This window comes from Paenibacillus sp. GL_099_B (assembly GCF_057835695.1).
In genome coordinates this window covers 5,193,741-5,212,663 of record NZ_CM174430.1, presented here as the reverse complement: position 1 = coordinate 5,212,663, position 18,923 = coordinate 5,193,741, and the positions used below count along the sequence as shown (strand labels likewise).

At 42.4% G+C, this 18,923-nt stretch carries 15 protein-coding genes; 8 read left to right on the top strand and 7 right to left on the bottom strand.

Going from position 1 to position 18,923, the window contains the following annotated elements; translation table 11 throughout:
* Positions 1-5: 5 nt before the first annotated feature.
* From AC3ITG_RS23720 to AC3ITG_RS23705, 4 genes are all read right to left on the bottom strand, one after another.
* On the bottom strand, positions 6-3,197 hold the full coding sequence (locus AC3ITG_RS23720; RefSeq protein WP_489251531.1) for a sacsin N-terminal ATP-binding-like domain-containing protein: 3,192 nt from the start codon (positions 3,195-3,197) through the stop codon (positions 6-8).
* A 518-nt stretch (positions 3,198-3,715) separates the two neighbouring features.
* Positions 3,716-4,042 (bottom strand): hypothetical protein, encoded by a 327-nt coding sequence (locus tag AC3ITG_RS23715; protein ID WP_489251530.1) that lies wholly within the window; start codon positions 4,040-4,042, stop codon positions 3,716-3,718.
* A gap of 439 nt (positions 4,043-4,481) precedes the next feature.
* A complete protein-coding gene (locus tag AC3ITG_RS23710) occupies positions 4,482-5,318 on the bottom strand; it encodes a sulfurtransferase (protein WP_489251529.1) in 837 nt (278 codons plus the stop codon).
* 99 nt (positions 5,319-5,417) lie between these two features.
* Entirely contained in the window at positions 5,418-6,362 is a 945-nt protein-coding gene (locus tag AC3ITG_RS23705; RefSeq protein ID WP_489251528.1) for a DMT family transporter, read from the bottom strand.
* Between the two features lie 229 nt (positions 6,363-6,591).
* Here AC3ITG_RS23705 and AC3ITG_RS23700 point away from each other — a divergent pair, with 229 nt between their 5' ends.
* From AC3ITG_RS23700 to AC3ITG_RS23690, 3 genes are all read left to right on the top strand, one after another.
* Complete coding sequence (locus tag AC3ITG_RS23700) at positions 6,592-7,494, top strand: polysaccharide deacetylase family protein (protein ID WP_254790409.1); 903 nt, start codon at positions 6,592-6,594, stop codon at positions 7,492-7,494.
* Positions 7,495-7,535: 41 nt separating this feature from the next.
* A complete protein-coding gene (locus tag AC3ITG_RS23695) occupies positions 7,536-8,189 on the top strand; it encodes a YkyA family protein (protein WP_489251527.1) in 654 nt (217 codons plus the stop codon).
* A 142-nt stretch (positions 8,190-8,331) separates the two neighbouring features.
* Positions 8,332-9,219, top strand: a complete 888-nt coding sequence (locus AC3ITG_RS23690) for a hypothetical protein (protein ID WP_489251526.1) — start codon at positions 8,332-8,334, stop codon at positions 9,217-9,219.
* Positions 9,220-9,356: 137 nt separating this feature from the next.
* On the opposite strand, the gene AC3ITG_RS23685 is transcribed toward AC3ITG_RS23690, so the two are convergent.
* The gene (locus AC3ITG_RS23685; protein WP_175383212.1) at positions 9,357-10,529 is read right to left on the bottom strand and encodes a mannitol-1-phosphate 5-dehydrogenase; all 1,173 of its coding nucleotides are present in this window, start codon (positions 10,527-10,529) and stop codon (positions 9,357-9,359) included.
* A 47-nt stretch (positions 10,530-10,576) separates the two neighbouring features.
* Positions 10,577-11,245, bottom strand: coding sequence for an HAD family hydrolase (locus tag AC3ITG_RS23680; RefSeq protein WP_489251525.1), 669 nt, complete (start codon positions 11,243-11,245; stop codon positions 10,577-10,579).
* A 526-nt stretch (positions 11,246-11,771) separates the two neighbouring features.
* On the opposite strand from AC3ITG_RS23680, the gene AC3ITG_RS23675 reads away from it, so the two are divergent.
* The 3 genes from AC3ITG_RS23675 to AC3ITG_RS23665 all read left to right on the top strand — a co-directional run bounded on the left by AC3ITG_RS23675 (position 11,772) and on the right by AC3ITG_RS23665 (position 15,198).
* Positions 11,772-12,695, top strand: a complete 924-nt coding sequence (locus AC3ITG_RS23675) for an ADP-ribosylglycohydrolase family protein (RefSeq protein WP_489251524.1) — start codon at positions 11,772-11,774, stop codon at positions 12,693-12,695.
* A gap of 25 nt (positions 12,696-12,720) precedes the next feature.
* A complete protein-coding gene (locus AC3ITG_RS23670; RefSeq protein WP_489251523.1) occupies positions 12,721-13,971 on the top strand; it encodes an MFS transporter in 1,251 nt (416 codons plus the stop codon).
* Between the two features lie 153 nt (positions 13,972-14,124).
* On the top strand, positions 14,125-15,198 hold the full coding sequence (locus AC3ITG_RS23665) for a DUF3298 and DUF4163 domain-containing protein (RefSeq protein WP_489251522.1): 1,074 nt from the start codon (positions 14,125-14,127) through the stop codon (positions 15,196-15,198).
* A 531-nt stretch (positions 15,199-15,729) separates the two neighbouring features.
* Here AC3ITG_RS23665 and AC3ITG_RS23660 read toward each other — a convergent pair.
* Positions 15,730-16,626, bottom strand: coding sequence for an Abi family protein (locus AC3ITG_RS23660; protein WP_489251521.1), 897 nt, complete (start codon positions 16,624-16,626; stop codon positions 15,730-15,732).
* 1,044 nt (positions 16,627-17,670) lie between these two features.
* On the opposite strand from AC3ITG_RS23660, the gene AC3ITG_RS23655 reads away from it, so the two are divergent.
* Both AC3ITG_RS23655 and sigK read left to right on the top strand, forming a co-directional pair.
* On the top strand, positions 17,671-17,850 hold the full coding sequence (locus AC3ITG_RS23655) for a hypothetical protein (protein WP_090903677.1): 180 nt from the start codon (positions 17,671-17,673) through the stop codon (positions 17,848-17,850).
* Between the two features lie 130 nt (positions 17,851-17,980).
* Positions 17,981-18,682 carry an RNA polymerase sporulation sigma factor SigK gene (sigK, locus tag AC3ITG_RS23650; protein ID WP_024628561.1) on the top strand — a complete coding sequence of 234 codons (702 nt, stop codon included), beginning with the start codon at positions 17,981-17,983 and terminating at the stop codon, positions 18,680-18,682.
* The last annotated feature ends 241 nt before the right edge of the window (positions 18,683-18,923 follow it).

Here is an 18,923-nt window from a genome sequence, read left to right as displayed (position 1 = left end):
TCCTATTATTTTGGATTAAGATTTTTAAGCGGAATGACTGATATTCCCGTGGTCCTAATAATGTCGCCTAATGTAATCATGCGTGTATCTCCATCATTATTGCTAGTCCAGAGTTCATAGTTGGTATCGTCCATTGCAGCAACTTCTTGCTCATAAAAGAAAATAATTTTATCGTCATCGCTCGGCCTTACAACAATGCGAATATCAGTACCATTTTTCTTTGCCCGAAAAACGGTTTCTGAATAGCTTGTTTTTTCCCAATCTTCCAATTTTTCAGACATTACATATCTTGTAGTTCCTTTCAAGTAATAAAAAACGTTTTCTATAGCATTATTCATTATTTTTTTATAATATTCACGTGAAAACTTATTGTTTTTTGAACTGTGTAGGAATTTCTTGGAAATTTCCTCTACGGACAAACCACTTGGCAGTTCGCTTAATTGAGAATCAGTTATTTCTCCTTCTCCTAATAACACATTTAAAACTTGCAACAACTCTTCTTCAGTATTAATCCCGATTTGTGTAAGTTGTTCTTTTGAAATATTAATTGTTTCTGCTGATTGCAAATTGCTTGTAGCTTGTTTTAATAGTTCTTCTAGCTCTTGGAAATCACTAACATTATGTCTAGATAGTAACTGTTCATACCTCTCGGCCTTTTGCATGTTGTCAGAAATTATGTCGTCATTATAAAACCAATATAAATTGCTGTATAGGGTTTTAAAAGCATTTTTAATTGCTTTATCATCTGTGCTCTTTAAGTATGAAAAGAAATTTTGAAAAACCAATTTCTCTTGATCATTATCTTCACCAAGCTTATTCTTATGATTTTCAATATAATTTGTTATTGCATCTGCTAATGGGTAAAGATTTGTTGCTGTGTTTTCAGACAACGGAAAATATATACTACTCATAAGCAGTTTTATTCTGATGTCTGCTCCTGTAAAACAGTAAGCATCTTTCACCACTTCGTCAACCTCTCCTGTATCGAGCTGTAATTCAGTACTTCTTTTAAACACTCCATTTTGGTTTGGGAGAACGGAATACTTGTCTGCCAAATGTATATAATCATTTTTTTCTAAAAACAACACCAATTGATTTATAAACAGAATCGCACTTTCTACGTTGTCTGCAAAGTGTTTTTCGGTGAAAACATCCAACGTTTTACTTTGCTGTATATCAACACATAACTTTACAACCCAATAATTCAGTGCCTGTTCAAAAATGGGTTTCAAATACTTTTTTGCACCAACAGTCTCCCATGCAGTATTGTTATAAAACTCTTTAGCGATGTTCAAAAAATCATCTTGTTTCGGCTTCTCATTTGTTTGTATGCATAGTATTCTTTGAAAGAAATATTCACGATTTTGATGTTCGTTTTGTAAGCATCGTGTAGTCTCAGAAAGCAGTTCTGAATATCCATATGCTGTTAATTCAATATGATTTGAAATCTCTCTTGAAACCATTTTATGAAGCAATTTATCCTTAACATCTATATCTAATATTGATAAAACTTCCTTGTATACATTATCAATTTCCTTGTCAAGAAAAACTTTATTAAAGCAGCAGAACTTACCATTTTGATTGAGGAAGACTTCGGATTGTTCTATTGCTCTTTTACAGCTCTCATCTTCGTTTGTTAAAAGTAATGTGTAGAATTCATTCAACCAGACAAATACATCTTTTCCACTTAATTTATTTTCTAAAGAAGATATGTTTTCGGAACTTTGAATTGCTTGCACTATGTTGTCGATGCCTAAGTTTTTACATTCATCCCAAAGCGAACAGCACCATGCTTCTAACTCATCTTGCTTTGGAAGGAACTTTGGAAACAAAGCATTTGACAACGACCAAAGTTTAAGCATGTTGTCTCTGTTTTCTTGATTTTTAGGAATTAAAACAACAGGATTATCCCATACATCAAACAACGGTTTTTTATCACCAGTATTTGTAGTAATTAGGTTTAAATATTTTATTTCTGCTTTTATAGGTTCAAGTATTTTACTTTCAAACCAATCTACATTTAGCCACGTTTTATGTGGTTGCTCTGTTATTTTTACAATGTTATATACACCTTTATAATTCTTTTCTGTAAAAAAATTCAATGCAATTTTATAAAGTTCGACAGCAGATTCTAATGCTGCTTTATTGTCTTTAATATATTGCTTTTCTTCGGCTCTACTCTCTAATTCAATTCCATCACGAGGTTCTGTAGGTTCAAAATATGGGTTATTTATAACTACTGGAAAAGCAAATTCACTTGTGCCGAGCAATGGAAAATCACAAAATAGTTTAGGTAAATTTTCATTTATATATTTAATTTTTGATTTTTCACCAATACTCACTAATTCAACTGCGATTGATAAATTTGTTAATACTTCGTCTTTTAAAGAAAAAATATACCTTGGATTCTTGCTTCTAGTATCACATACAGTAATAACCTGTGCATTACTCAAATTAATATCAACATCATTACCACGAGAAAGCACCTGCTCATAAGTGCCTTTCAGAGTATTAGCATGAATAGTAATTGATTCTATTTCTGAGACAAAAGCAAAAACATATGCAATTGACGCAATAAAATTATTCAAACCTGCCTTTGCTGTCTTAATTCCAAGAACATCTAATTCGTATGTAAAACAAGTATTAAAATCACTTTCATTTATTTCATTTATAACTTTTACTGCATTTTCGTTAAGTTGCTCGCAGCTATCTTCAATTGACTTGATAATTTTTGTCTGATCATCGCTTGAACGGTCAATATCAACACTGAATTGGTGTACAGGCTCATCTTCATCGCACAAATACCCAGTTACATTTACTTTTTTTGAAAGTAAATGAGTTGTTAGAAACCCTGTTCCAAACTTTCCTGTTATTTTCTTTTCTTTCCTATCAAGTTCATTTCGCTCTTTTGTAGAAACTTGTTCAATAAGAAAAACAATATTTTTTGTCAAGAATAACTTTCCATTATGCTTAAACTCTATAATTTTTCTGTATTCATCAAAATTAACAAGAATATCAACTTTTCCAGTGGAGTTAACTACATCTTTTGCATTCTGAATAAGCTCCCAAATCCAACGATAAGAAGTATCTTCATTATTACTATTTTCTAACTTTTTGAGCTGATCAATAATTTTGTTTGCAGCTTGTGTTGTTTGCGCCTGATTACGCAATTCATCAACTTTATCTTTAAAACTCATACAGCTAACCTCCTTTAATATAATCTGTTATTTAACGATTACGAAGAACCATAGTGCTATTTTAGGTCATATTCAATTGCAGGTTGTGTCTATATCCTTTGTTGTAATATAATGGGGAATTTTAATTTTTAGGGGTCTACAGCTTTATCAGAAAATATCTTAATTTCTTCAAATTCTTTAAGTTTTCCTTCGTTTCCCATATCTTTTCTCCTGAAATTATAACCTACGTTATTCTAACTGGACAGTGAAAAGTTTTTATATCTTTAAGAAGCAAGCATTTCAGCGTCCAGTTAGGTCGTTTTTGCTTGAAACGAATAATTTCGGTTAGAGAAATATGTATATTTTGGTCAACCGGGCGAAAAATGGATTTACCAAAATAGGCCACAACCGTTGCCTCCGAGATGGGCTTGGAGGGGGTGCGGAGATAGCGTAAAAACAAGCCAGAGCTTCTGCCCGGAAAAGAGCATAACGATTAAATGGACCAGTCCCGTTGCGATAACACTGCATATGACAAACCCTTAGATGGCTTGCAATGTCAAACGAATCCGTGTCCGCAGTTGCTTGTCTGTCACGCGCTCCAGCGGATCCCGTTTACCTTTCCGGCGATAGCGATTCAGTTTCGGCATAGCAGAACTCCAGAATCCGATCGCTTTAACGCCGTCCTGCCGGTTGAGTAACAAGGGGAAGCAAAACCATTTTTCCGCCGTACTGGCCAGAATATCAATCGCGCCAAAGAAGTGACCAAAATGTATTCGCCTTACGCGGAATTTCGGATTCCTGATGTGTTTTTTCACACCCAACATGAACTTAGCTTCTTTGGACTTCTTCGTGTCATCACTAACCAACAAGACACGTCCTCAGGAAGCGTACGGTTGGCGCGTGTCGGTTCACAACTTCGTACCAGGCGAGTTGCAGGGATTTCAGCGATCAGGCGGAGGGTCCAAATAAAAGTTGACATGATGTTGATTAAACCGTCACAGCCGATAAATTTGTTGATCCGTTTAAACATTCTAAGCAAAATCGGCCAGTCATCCACTCGAGAGAGGAGGGCTGACCGGCCTTTTCTGTGTAAGTATAGGGGTGAGGACGCACGCACGTGTGACCCTGTACGATACATGAGTAAGCGTACAATTAAGAGCTCAGTGTGGGGTGAACTGAAAGTGTTTACAGAGATTGAGTGTTGGTTCCGTGTTGATTTCGGACATAAAAAATACATCGCCCAAGGCACTGAGCCTACATGGCGATGTATCCATCGATAAACCACTATTATACGTCTTTTTGTCTTTACTCAGTCCCCACCGCTACCGGATTCTCCTCATAACTAATCCAGTCGCTCCAGCTTCCGGAATACAACTTCACATTCGTGTATCCCGCTTCTTCAAGCGCAATCACGTTCGGGCAAGCGGAGACACCGGAACCGCAATACACGATAATTGCACCATCCTTGTCCAGCTTACTGAAATGCTCTTCTAACACCCCAGTACCTGTCCAACGTCCATCCCAATCCAACACATTTTTCCAAAAATAATTCACCGCACCCGGAATATGTCCGGCCTTGGCATCAATCGGTTCCTCCAGACCCGCATAGCGGCGAGCATCACGGGAGTCAATTAGCACTGTACTGCCACTTGCCGAAGCCTGCTGTACTTCCTCTACACTTGCCAGCATGGCTGGCTGCGCGTTCACCTCAAACGAAGCCGGGATCTGAACCGGCACATCCATAGTCACTGGAAACTTGGCATTCTGCCAGGCGGAGAACCCTTCGTCCATGACATACACCTGTTCATGTCCCAGATAACGAAGTAACCACCACAACCGCGATGCGTTCATACCACCTTGGTCATCGTAGGCAATAATGCGTGCATTCGAGCCGATGCCAGCTTTGGAGAGACGACTTGCAAGTTCAGCCGGATCTGGTAGCGGGTGACGTCCTCCATGGGTAGATACAGGAGAGGAAAGATCCTTTTCCAGATCGAGATAGACAGCACCTGGAATATGTCCAGCCTCGTAAGCTTGTCTTCCGGCATCTGGTTGACCGAGCAGGAATCGGCAATCAGCAATGACGACATCTGGTTCATACATTCTGGCGAGCAGCCAGCGCATGGATACAATATTTTTCATGAAAACACACCGCCTTATATGTAGTGGGATGGATTCAACCGGAATCTGCGTGGTGCAGGTCCCAGTTGTTTTTTACAAAAATCCTAATACAAACGCAAGTTACACCGCTGTAGGTTCGACTGGTCCTTTTCCAGCTACAGGAGCATCTGAGGGAATGGGCTGTGGTTTGGTTTTGCCATACCGAATGAAGATCCATACCCCGAAAAAAATGACAACCCCGGCAGACATCTGAAGCCCGTTGAGGGATTCACCGAGTAGCATCCAGGCCAGCAGAGAGGAAAATACAGGTTCCCCCAGTACCCCCATCGATACTGTCGTGGCATTCATATATTGAAGCAGCCAGTTGAAGAGATAATGTCCAAAGATCGTTGGCACGATGGCGAGCAACAGGAAAATTCCCCACTCAGAAGCCGCATAACCGCCAAACGGGTGACCATTTACCAAATTATATACTGCAAGCGTACAGGCAGCTACGAAAAATACCCAGAAGTTATACGAAAAGGCACTTAGTCCGGCACGCAAAAACTGTCCAAGCAGCATGTGTACCGCCACAGCGATCGTTCCGAGCAAAGAAAGAATATCCCCCCGTAGCGCTGTGCCTGCCAACTGGAAATCTCCAGCTCCAATAGCGATCGATCCAAGCAGGGCAACGCCCATACCGATGATCATCATGCGATTGATTTTGGCTTTGAACAGCCAGACGGAACCGGCGAGAATTAATATAGGCTCCAAAGCGAGAATGACCGTTGAACTGGCTACACTCGTAAGCCGAAGCGATCCCATCCAGAGCAGGAAGTGCAGTGCAAGCATCACGCCGGATGCGAGCAGTAAAGTCCACTGTCTGAAGTTTAAACGCATCATCTCGTGCCGGTATTTCCACACAAAAGGCAGCATCAGCAGATTGGTGAGGAACAGTCGGTACATCGCAATGACGGCGACGTCGGCTGTGGACCAGCGTACAAAGATGGAAGAAAACGAAATGGCAATAATGCCGACAAAGAATAGCAGAAAGATCGATCTGCCGGCACGGTTCAAGCTAGTCATGGATGTAGCTCCTTCTTGAAGTCAAATGGCGTAAATCAATTTATTATACAGGAGATTGTATCCGCAGGAAAAGCATAAGAAAAGAAATAGATAAGTAGATTGTAACCGGGCTTGTAACTATTCTGTCATTCTCCAGGACCATTTTTCTATTAATCTTCTATATAGAGACATGAAACGATATAATGTACCAATAATCGGGAAAAAATGAAAGTAAGGAAGTGGCCTGGAAGTGAGAGTTCAACAACAGAGAGCGGGAGAGAGTGGCGGCATTCCGCATAGAACAAGCCGAACCAAGACGCATGGAAGAAGAAAAATCCGGTATGGGAGACTGAGTGCTGCGCTGGCGCTTCTGGCACTGCTCATTATCGGTTTAACATATGCATTCATTGGCATGACGCACTGGATCAAGGATTATGTAGCACCTCCGCCAGTCGCTGCGATTGAACAGCCAACCAAGCTTGGCATGATTGAGATGACACCGGAGTCCAAAGAGGAACCTGCGCGGTTCCAGGGTCAGGTGCGCAAGCTGGCATACATAACGTTTGATGATGGACCAAGTGTATATACCGATCAACTGTTGGATATTTTGAAACAGCATGAGGCAAAGGCAACCTTTTTCATGATTGGACGTCAGTTGAATCAACACAAGGAAGCAGTGGAGCGGCTTGTCAAAGAGGGTAGTTATCCGGGGCTTCACAGCATGACACATAACTATAACAAATTGTATAAGAGCGGAAGCTCCTCTAATTTTGTGAAGGAGTTCAAAAAGGAGCAGAAGATGGTCAAGGATCTGATCGGTTTTACGCCGCATCTGATTCGTGCTCCATACGGCAGTAGTCCCCAGATCGGAGAAGACTTCAGGGGCGACATTGCTGCGGCTGGATTTAAAATGTGGGATTGGACCACCGACTCCCTCGACTGGAATCTTCCCGGTCAGCCGGACAAAATCGTGGAACGGGTTAGCAGCAGTGTACATCGGGATAAGGAAGTGATTCTGATGCATGAGCGCGAGCAAACGGTACAGGCACTGCCACGCATTTTGAAACTGCTCGAAGATCGGGGTTATGAGTTTGAGGTCTACGATCCGAATGCACATTGGGTATCCAATTTTAGCGCAGACACCCGCCTGTAAGAATAACAACATAGCAGTTGCAAGAGAGGAGGCACCCCGAGGTGCTTAAAAGAAAAAAGATAGCTTTGGCCGGGGTCAGCATATTGCTGGCTCTGCTTGTCAGTGCTTGCGGTCAGCCACAGGAACCTGCGGCAAATCAAGTCAATCAATTAATTCTTACCGATCAGGAGATGAACCAGAGCCTGAAGGAACTTGTTCATCATGAACGGGAAGACATGGAATTATACGGATCGATACTGAGTAAAGGAAAGAAAAAAAACAGTAATCTGGAGGCCTTGCTCGATCAGGCAAACGGACATATTGCCGAGCGAAGAACATTGCTGGAACAAGCTGAAGCAGTGATGAGCCGGACTAAAGAACAGATGGAAGAGCTGCGAACTTCGTTGGATCAGTTATCCTTTGAAAAAGAAGAGAACCTGGCTCAAGCCCACACGGTATTGGATCAGTATGAGCAAAGAGCTGCGTCATTTGAAGCGTTTGTTGCCTCCTATAGGCAGAGCCTTGATGCGGACGAGCAGTTATATGCATTGATGAGAGGCAATGTGGAGCCCAATTTGGTTAAAATCAAACGTGCGATTCGGGAACGGAACAGCCAATATGCCAAAGTTGCCGAGTTAAGACAGCAGTTTAACAAGCAGACAAAAGCTTTTAACGGAGCCAACGCGAAACTTGTGCAAATGGAGCAAGCCGGCTGAGTATTCATGGTGTCAAAGAAGCATTGAACACTTTCTATGATTGAGCGACGGGTCAGCCGTGTAAGTAATACTAAGCTGTCAAGTTAACAAGTCAGGCAACATGGACAAACATCATTGCGTATAAGCTAACGGAGGTGTTCATATGCGAAATACTATGAATATTAGTGCATCATTACTTGTTTTGGTTATGGGATTCTCGCTTGTGGCCTGCGGCAATAGTAGCCCTACTGCTCAGCCACCCGCGAATAATACAGAAGAACAGACACCGGCACCAGGGAAGCAGCCAGAGGAAAGTGCTGTGATTGAAGCGGAAGGCATTTTGACCGGATGGGCAGACCCGCACACGGTTGAAATTCGTGTGAAAGAGGAACCGATGTCTTTCCAGGTGGGTGAAGATCTGCAGAAATCTTTGGATGACATTGACGACGAAGATTCCGTTCAATTCAAATATGTAGAGAAAGCCATTGAAGGCGATACAACGATCAAACAGCTGGTGCTTACGGAAATCGCCAAGGTCGAGTCCAATAATGGTAACGGTACGAATGCAGGTGGTAATGTTACATCTGATCGTGCCAAAACATCCGAGCTGGAAGTGACCGTGGAAGGCATGACCGAAAAGCGCCCGGTTACACTGGCTCAAGGCAAAGGGTATTCATTATATGTGTTTGAACCAATGGTTTACGATGCGGATGATCATGAATTGACCATGAAGATTGATCCGGATTACGAGGTCGAGATTGAAAAACTGCCTTCGGATTATAACCTAAATGAACTGAAAGTGGATGCGAAGAAAGATCTGTCAGAAACCGGAGCGGTCAAGCAATTAAGTGAGGAAAAGCTTAGCAATGGTCCGATGAAAGAGGCAAAATTGTTCATGATGTCTCAAAACAATAAGAAAACGGAGTATTTCATCGTGAAAGAGCTGGATGGCAATGGCTTCGCTTTCCATATCCATGCACCGGTTGGCGAACCTTCAGAGGGCTTCCTGCCTATGGTTTATGCCTCCATCAATTCCATCATGAACGAGTAAGCGTGCTTCGATAATAAATATGTATGCCGTGAGTTTGAAAAGCCGGAAGGAACGATGCGATAAGCATAGGTTCCTCCCGGCTTTTTGTTCGTATGTCTATTCAGTTTGCGGGATCAAACTCTTTGACCTATTGTTAATCAGGTTAAAATGGTTGATTCCTGTCGCCCTTTGAGCTCTTCATAACGGGCAACGGCATGCTGATGGACGGGATGTTCGTCGGGAATTCCCATGCGCTCACGAATGAAGGCAGAGACGCCATCTTCGCGAATCAGGTGTTGGAGCTTTATGGCTTCCTCGTCATGTTCATGATTGAACAGCATCGCGGCTGCCATAGCGGAAGTTAAATGAGGAATTTCAATTCCGAATTCGCAGGCCTGCATCGCTGGGCGAACAAGCCGGTCGTAAGGCGATAACTTGCGAAGGGGCGAACGTCCGACCCGTGTTACCTGATCCGTCAGGTTCGGATTGGCAAAACGTTCGAGAATCGTATCGATATATTTGCTGTGTTTCTGTGGATTAAAACCGTGCTTGGCGATGAGCATGGCTCCGGTTTCTTCCATCACTTTGCGTACCTTGGCACGAAGAGGTGCATGACTCATAGCTTGCCGGATCGTCTTAAATCCTTCAAGATATCCGAAGTATGCGGCAACGCAGTGACCGGTATTTACCGTAAACATTTTGCGCTCAATATAAGGTTCAAGAGAGTCCACGTAGTGCACACCTTCAATTTCCTTAAATCCTTCCAGCAGTGCAGGGCGATGAACCACCCATTCATAGAAAGGTTCAACGGTAACTTGTAGCGGGTCTTTATGATTCTGAGCGGGGACGATGCGATCAACCGCTGCATTGGGGAATGAGACATAACGTTCTGCTTTTTCACGGGTTTCTACATCCAGAAACGGATATACCCGTTTTTTCAGCCGAGTGCTGCCTCCGATGGCATTTTCGCAAGCGATAATGTGAAGTGGTGCAGAATTATTATTTTTCATACGCAGATAGATGCCTTTGGCGATCGGTTCAGCGATATCTTCCAGCGCCGATACACCGACGGCTGTTGTGATCAGATCTGCTGAAGCAATCACTTCAGCAACGCGATCCTGTTCCCCGACACTAATGGCGGTTACGTTATTCACAATCGTTGTATCCTGATCCGCATTTGCGAGAGTAATGGGATATTCCTGCCTCTTTTGAAGCATGGCGATTTTCTTCGGGTTACGTGCGACAAAGCAGACTTCGTAATCGGAAGCGGACAACATATGACCGATAAATCCGCGGCCAATATTGCCCGCACCAAAATGTACAGCTTTCATGTGTGAACTCCCCCTTTAAAGTTTGAAATGCGAAATTCGTTCCGTCCTTAGACCGTAGTGACGAGTGGTTTCGAAATCAAATCGTTAAATTCGAGGTCGGTCAGGCATGACAGCCGTTGGTGAGGCATATCGAAATCAAGTGTCACGGTAATGGTATTCGAGATGACAACGCAGTGAATACCAGCCGCAGCAGCTGCACGCGCGCCGTTAGGTGAATCCTCAATCGCTACGGCTTCGTCTGCAGTTACTCCAAGGGCTTCAAGTGCTTGATTGTACAATGCAGGATCAGGCTTCACATGGGCAACATCATCTGCGGTGCGAATGACTTCAAAGTAATCCTTCAGCTTGAGCTGCTCCAGATGCTGTTCAACCCACTCTCGTTTGGAGCTTGAAGCGACAGCAAGTTTCAATCCAGCTTTGCGTGCAGCTTCCAGGTAGTTCTGGATACCGGGTCTTACCTGTTCTTTGTTCATTAATGCTGCATGATGCAACTGAACGGATTCCCTGAACGCTTCCCGATCGATCGGAAGATTCAAATCTGTGATGAGGTACTCATAAGGATTAAATGTTTTCAGACTGGTACCGATGCATTGCGAGTACATCTCCAGGGTTAAGTCTACGCCGTGTTCCTTGTAGGCATCACGAAAAGCAACATACCATGCTGTCTCCGTATCAATAATCGTTCCATCGAAATCAAAAACCAGTGCCTTAATCATAAATTTGTTCCTCCTGTTTCAGAATTAGTTTTGGGATAAAGCTAAATGAATTTCTCTGCAAATACACTCCGTAATCTTTTGACTTGCGGTACATTAGTTGACGCGAAAGCTTAGTTATAAATATTAATTTGGGAAAAAACAGGTGTATAAGCTAATAAAACCGTAACATAGGACAAACGGAAGGGTCAAGCGCGTTATGATTGTTTACATGTAAAACTTGCACATGGATGATGTGTTTTTAGAAAATTGTAAAAGTGGAAAAACGTTATACCCTTTGCGTGTAAGCGGTGTACTGGAAAACCTGTATTTTCAGTTTAAACGTATCAAACTTTTTTTAAGAAATTTTGGATAATTCAACCGTTCAACAGCTTTCGACACCTTTTATAATAGAAGAAAGGCAACTCAGCATAGGGTTAAAATAAATTTGCAATCGAACTAACCTATTAAAATTCTTTACGCCATATCAAGCCATGTGGGAGAATGGAAGAAGTCATTTGAGAGTTAAATCGCGGAGGAGGGATCGAAGATGCTGTATAAGGATCGTTTCCAAGGTTGTTTGATTGGGCTTGCCGCGGGAGATGCACTGGGAACCACAGTGGAATTCAGCAGTCCCGGCACATTTAAGCCTGTTACCGATATTGTGGGCGGGGGGGGATTCGATTTGGCACCTGGACAGTGGACGGATGATACGTCGATGGCCCTGTGTCTGGCAGAAAGCTTGGTGAGAAAAGAGAACTTTGATCCCGGGGATCAGATGCGCAGATATACGAATTGGTATCAGGTGGGTTATATGAGCAGTACAGGAACCTGCTTTGATATTGGCGGGGCTACTCGCAGTGCCCTTGAACGGTTTGCAGCAACCGGTGAAGCGTATAGTGGTTCAACCAACCCGATGACTGCTGGGAATGGATCAATTATGCGGCTCGCACCTGTAGCCATGGCATATGCCAACCAGCCGGATCAAGCAGTGCGGTATGCTGGGTTGAGTTCCAGAACGACACATGCTGCTGTTGAAAGTGTGGAAGCATGTGAAGTGCTGGCAGCAATGTTGGTTGCAGGACTGCGCGGAGCGGACATGGATGTCATATTACGGCCTGCTACCTGCCGTCAGTGGAGGGAAGAGAAATCTTTTTCACCAGCGATTGAAGAAATAGTCCAGGGATCATACCGGGATAAAGCACCGCCTGATATTCAGGGGAGCGGCTATGTTGTTCGTTCACTTGAAGCAGCGTTATGGGCATTCCATCAATCATCGACCTTCGAAGAGGGGGCGCTGCTGGCAGTGAATCTGGGTGATGATGCGGACACCACGGGAGCGGTATATGGGCAAATTGCCGGGGCGTACTATGGATTAAGGGGCATTCCGGCACACTGGCGAGAGAAGCTGGCCATGCAGGATACGCTGAGCGAATTGTCAGAGGCATTGTGGTCAAAGGCGGAAGTTAGATAGAAGAGACAGGAGAAGAGAACATCATATGCGTAAGACAGAGCCATCTCAAACGGAATCGCAAGTTACGAAATCTGCTAAACGAGGGGCGTTTCCTTTATCCCTTTTATGCCTGACGGTAGGAGCTTTTGCCATTGGCATGACAGAGTTTATTATTATGGGCCTTCTGCCCAATGTAGCGACGGATCTGAATGTGAGTATCCCCCAAGCAGGGCAGTTAATTACGGGTTACGCGCTTGGTGTGGCGGTGGGTGCGCCTATACTAACCGTGTTCACGCACAAGATACCGCAGAAAAAACTGCTGGTACTGCTGATGTGTATTTTTATCATCGGTAATGCATTGTCTGTTATTGCACCAACTTACGGGTTGCTCATCTCGGCACGTATTCTAACGGCATTTGCCCACGGTACGTTTCTGGGTGTAGGCTCGCTGATGGCAACACGATTGGTTGCACCGGAGAGAAGGGCAGGGGCAGTATCCGTAGTCCTGGCTGGATTAACGATTGCCAACATTATCGGTGTGCCGTTTGGTACCTTCATTGGGCAGCAGCTAGGATGGCGGTCATCGTTTGGAGCCATTACTATTCTGGGCATCATCTCATTGATTGGTATCATTCGTTTCATTCCGGTGATTCAGCAGGGACCGCCAGCAAACCTTGGTCAGCAATTCCGGAATCTGGTTCGCCCCCAAGTGTTATTAATATTGCTGATTGGTGCGCTGGGCTGTGGAAGTCTGTTCGCTGTGTTCACCTATATAACACCAATGCTTGTCGATATTAGTGGTTTTGCTGAGCAGAGCGTGACCTGGATTCTGGTGCTGTTCGGTGTCGGCGTTACATTGGGTAATATGCTTGGTGGTCGTCTGGCAGACTGGAAGCTGATGCCTTCCCTGATGGTTAACTTTGGTATACTGGCAGTTCTGTTGGCGGCCTTAACGTTGACGCTGGACAATCCGTATCTCGCGGTAATGACCATCTTCTGCTGGGGCGTTGCGGCTTTTGGGATTATGCCAGGATTGCAAATTCGAATTATGAATATGACTCGCGAAGCACCGCTGCTGGCGACAACGTCGAGTCACTCGGCCTTTAATCTGGGCAACGCAGGTGGTGCCTATTTGGGCGGGTTTGCAATTACGCATACGGGGCTTATCTCGGTACCGTTGTATGCATCAGTTATTGCAGCACTTGGACTTGTGGGATTATTCGTTAGCGTGACAATGGAACGCAAAACGAGGGTACCGGAAATCTCCGATGCTGTAGAGCCGGCACCAGTGAATTAAATATAGACAGGTAGATGCAGCCTTCACTCCGCATTAACGTGTGGGATGGAGGCTGTTCTATGGAAAGATTACAGTTTCAACTAGAAAAAGACAAACCAGCCAAGTTACAGTATTATTGGTATATCATAATAATTAGAAAGGATGGATTTCAATTTGAATAAAACATTTGCTATGTTAATAAGCTTCTTATTAGTGTTTCTATTTATAATCCCAATAAGTGATGCGAATGCAGCCGGGTCGAGCACAGTAACGACAAAAATTTACTCGTATAAAGGGCAAAAGTATGTTCAAATAATTGGCGGCGAACAAAAGGTCAGGGATAAAATAAATAAAACACTCAAAATCCATGCCGTAAATGCCGCTATACAGAATACATATCTAAAAAAACAGCAAGATTACTTTTACTGGAATACAACTGCACAGACTAAATACAATCAAAACAACCTACTATCTATTGTATATACAGATTATAATTTCAGAGGCGGCGCGCACGGGTATGAAGAAGTAACGACTTATAATTATGATCTAACAACAGGAAAACGCCTCTACTTGAACCAGGTGATTCAAACCAATAAACAAGCTGTTAATCTAGCTGAGGGTATTGAATCAGACCTAAAGAGTAATGAGAATGTTTTCCCGGACAGTTTTTATAACTTTCCCTTGTCGAATACATCTAGCTTTTACTACCAAAACACAGGAATTGTCTTGGTATTTAATCCATACGAAGTTGGGCCTTATGCGGCGGGATTTATAGAGGTGAAAGTTCCTTTCTCCAAAATTCAGTCTGAACTGAGCAGGCCATTTTTTGATTTAAATAAAAACTCCATTCAAGAGTTGAAGAGTGGGAGAATACCGGGGTTTGAAAATATAAGCTTTGGACAAACGAAAGCAGAAGTATCAAAAGCGCTGAAAAGTTCAAATAGTGAACCCTATTATGAACCGGAAATGGGAGGACTTTTCTGGATATTTGAAGGGGTAGAGTATGCTTCCTTTAATTTTGGGGAGGGAGACACTGACCGTCTTGACCATATTTATATGAGTTGGAAAACTCTCCCTATGAAAACCTTCAGTGACATTGAGAAGATATTGGGAAAAGGTCAAAAGGGTGAGAACCCTGATATTCAAGGAGAATATTTACTTTCCTATCGTTTTGGGGATACCCGAGTCCATTTCGCTTCCAATTCAACCGAGGGACTTATCCATGGCATTACAATCTCACATTACTAGAAAAAGATGCTGACTTTGTAATTTCCAAGTGTCGGGGCGGAAACATTGTACCATAGAAAGTCGCTAATCTAGCGGCTTTTTTACTTTCGTTGTAAGAGCTGCTATTTATTATTTCCTGTTTCCACTCGGACTTGAAAGGATCGTTACTGTGAGAAAAATAATTAATTATATTCTGATCTTGCTGATCATTTGGGTAGCGCTACTATATCCTATTCGTTCTGCATGGTTTGAAGGTGTAAATCAGATTCCTGAAGATCTTCATGGTATTTATTTACTTTTCTTGTTCTTTGGATATCTTATTTGTTCATCTGGTATGGGGCTTATGCTTTACAAGATGTGTTTTAAACGAAAAGAATAGTAGTTACAGTAGGTTAAATTCATTCATTTTTCCAAGGAGAAGGTGACAACATGTGTTGTTTTTGTTTTCAACAAGGCGAGGGATCAAACTCACTATGTTTGCAGCCTGTTGTATCGAAAACGAAATACTAATAACAATGAGTTGGAATACAAAAGCACCCCGAAGGGTGCCTGTTATTGGTTTCTCAATAAATTCTCCCAATTGTTTGGGAAGCCCAAAAGGGATATATCCACTTCAGGGTACGCTTCAATCAATGAAGAAAGTCCGGTGACCCAGCTAGTCCACATTAATCTATCGCCGATGAGGTATTTTGAATTGAGGATAGCTCCGAAAAGGAAGGCTTTATCTAACTTAAGGGACTCGTCATTCCTTGTATATCGTATAGTGATAGGGATTCGATAATTGAATAACCTACTGTAATGAGCGCATCTGTTTCTGAATACCGTCAATACGTGGAACCAGTTATCAAGTTCTTTATAGCTCACGTGACGTGATGGGTAATATTCTCGGGCGATCGCTTTTTTATCAGAGATTTTCAAATTCTTATATAAAGAAGACATCATTGAGATTGTACTGACTTCAAATGCTGCCCAAACAGGGTATCGATCTTGGTAATTCTCTCTATGATGGACGATAAAAACTTCTCTACGTTGTTTTTGAATACTTTTTTGCAAATCTTCAATAAAGCGTTGATGAAATATGGGGTTAGCAAAATTGGAAGCATCCATGTAGCCAATAACGCCATAATTGTGGGCGAGTTTGTATGAAATTTGTGAGCGTACGGCGATCTCGATGTACTCTACAATCTCCATAAAATGATTTCTAAGGGCTGCATCAAATAAATAATGCTTGTACACTTTATTGAAAGTTGTCCCTTCAATGTATTTATCAGAAGTGTCTTGTTTGAATGTAAGTGCATAAGCAGTAAAACGATAATAATGAATTCGCTTCAGAATGATAATTGCTTCGGATTCACTTTCTATTTCCATCTCTCGATCTTTAAACTTTTGGATCTGTTGCTCGTATGTAGTAGGCGCTTTCAATTCTCGTTGTTCAATCTCTCCATTCACGTAAAATACCCCCATAACGCAAAAATGTCCCGCCCTGTTCCACATGCATAATGCAGAGGTGCGGGCGAGATCTGTTACTTTTTATTATACGAATCGTTGACTGTTTAGTCAATAGTTAAGCAAAAGTTGAGTATTTACTGATTGCTAAACCTTTAGATAAAGAAATACCCCCTACAGGTTGAAGCCTAACGGTTTATTTCTTCTAAGTGACACTTGGAGGATTACCCACCACAAACTCTGTACTGAGGAGTAGCCAGAGCCGGATGCTCCTTATTTTTATTCTTATGTTGCCATAACTGTTTATACAGGCAAATGAATTGGTTAGAACAGAGGAAACAGGAAACAAAAAAAAGTTATAATGATTAGAAGCAAATATGTTTACCAATCCACAATCGTTTTATTATCTAGAAGGTGAATTGGATGTTAACTCTAGTAATTGGTTAGTAAAAGACAACACTTATATTTCCGGGAACAATACTTTTGCTTATATGTCGAACAACACAGCAAAAAGAACATATTTCGGTAAGCACTATTGGTCAGACAAGAACGAGAAATGCTTAGGAAGTGGGCGTCAAAGGGAAATAAGTGCGCATCGTATGCCACCATTAATCGGGAGCTTTACCGCAGAAACAGCGCACCGTCCACTATGCCAACAACAGATGCTGAAAATCTCCAGTTTATTTTAATGCCCAGGCAACGTTAATTTCTCAAAGATTTAAAGAAAATATAGACTAAAGGAAGTATGTAAACAATTATTACCGCTAAGTTGCTTGTTCTGCTTTTCGTAAGGATAGATAAATACAAAACTATAATTGCTAAAACGAAAGACCAAAACAGCTTGGATTTTAGGTTTTAAGTTTGACGGATTGTAATATGAAGTGCGACACCTCCTGGAATAAATAAAAGCCAGTTAATACTTGTCAGGCTTTAGCTCTTGGGATGTAGACAATTTATTGGTATACTTTTTTGGAGCACAGCAATAGCCTTCGTATACGAAGCTATCTGGATAAATGTCATTCGTTTTTCCAAGGAGAAGGTGACAATTTGTACTACTACAAAGGTGCGTTCAGAGAAACGGACAATTTTATCTATTTCAAAAGCGATGTTCAATTAGCTGAGAATGATGTCGTGATATTTGGCGAGAAGAAGTATTTTATCGAAAGTGTCGAGAAAGAATTCCTCATCCTTCAGAAGGTGGGCTCTATTGTCTCAGTGAGTGTATGAAATCTTCGCGGAAACATTTCCTTTTTCAAGTGTACGTGCACTTCTGGGCACACGCCTACATACAATAAATCGACCCTGTTCCCACATGTGCTCAGGCCAGATCGTTGTAAAACTGCAGGAGGTGTCATCTGTGCCCGGATTGTTTACCGCAATTGCCCTGTTCATTAAAGAGTTAACGTTACTCGTCTCGTATGTCAAAAATAATGCATTTCCCCAGCCACTGGCTGAGGATGATGAAGCCAAACATTTACGCCTTATGGCTGAAGGCAACGCACATTCGCGTAATTTGCTTATCGAACACAATCTGCGCCTCGTCGCGCATATCGTCAAGAAATTTGACAATACTGGCGAAGACCAAGAAGACTTGATTTCGATTGGAACGATTGGTTTGATTAAGGCGATCGAAAGTTTTCAACAAGGCAAAGGGACCAAACTGGCTACGTTTGCAGCCCGTTGTATCGAAAACGAAATACTTATGCATTTGCGCTCCCTGAAGAAAACACGCAAAGACGTTTCCCTTCATGATCCAATCGGAACGGACAAAGAGGGCAATGAAATTACATTAATCGATATTCTCGGAACAGAAGCCGACGACGTTGTAGATAAGGTGCAACTCAAGATTGAAAAAAGTAAGATTTACCGCAATCTCGACATCTTGGATGATCGGGAGAAGGAAGTTGTTATTGGCCGATTCGGCTTGGAGGCAGGCGGGGAAGAGCGCACCCAACGCGAGATAGCCAAGGAACTTGGCATCTCACGCTCCTATGTATCACGGATTGAGAAGCGGGCGCTAATGAAGCTGTACCATGAATTTTATAAGCAAAAGAGCTAGAAATCTAGAACTCTCATTAACCCGGAAATGTATCCAGCTTTATTCTACAATAGAGCCAATTAAAAAATAAGAAGCTTTCCTGGACAATCTTGTCCAAGGGAAGCTTCTTTGGCTAAAGACCAGCTAAACGCAGGTATGGATTAATGGCAATTATGGCAGTTATCATGGGCACCCGAACCACTTCATGTAAGCTTTAAGCTGCATTGCAGTTGTCATTTGTCCAAGATATTTACCGGTATTG

Excerpts from the sequence above, each read along its gene's own strand:
- AC3ITG_RS23720 (WP_489251531.1), bottom strand. The coding sequence starts at position 3,197 with ATGAGTTTTAAAGATAAAGTTGATGAATTGCGTAATCAGGCGCAAACA.
- AC3ITG_RS23710 (WP_489251529.1), bottom strand. The coding sequence starts at position 5,318 with ATGAAAAATATTGTATCCATGCGCTGGCTGCTCGCCAGAATGTATGAA.
- AC3ITG_RS23705 (WP_489251528.1), bottom strand. The coding sequence starts at position 6,362 with ATGACTAGCTTGAACCGTGCCGGCAGATCGATCTTTCTGCTATTCTTT.
- AC3ITG_RS23690 (WP_489251526.1), top strand. The coding sequence starts at position 8,332 with ATGCGAAATACTATGAATATTAGTGCATCATTACTTGTTTTGGTTATG.
- AC3ITG_RS23685 (WP_175383212.1), bottom strand. The coding sequence starts at position 10,529 with ATGAAAGCTGTACATTTTGGTGCGGGCAATATTGGCCGCGGATTTATC.
- AC3ITG_RS23680 (WP_489251525.1), bottom strand. The coding sequence starts at position 11,245 with ATGATTAAGGCACTGGTTTTTGATTTCGATGGAACGATTATTGATACG.
- AC3ITG_RS23675 (WP_489251524.1), top strand. The coding sequence starts at position 11,772 with ATGCTGTATAAGGATCGTTTCCAAGGTTGTTTGATTGGGCTTGCCGCG.
- AC3ITG_RS23670 (WP_489251523.1), top strand. The coding sequence starts at position 12,721 with ATGCGTAAGACAGAGCCATCTCAAACGGAATCGCAAGTTACGAAATCT.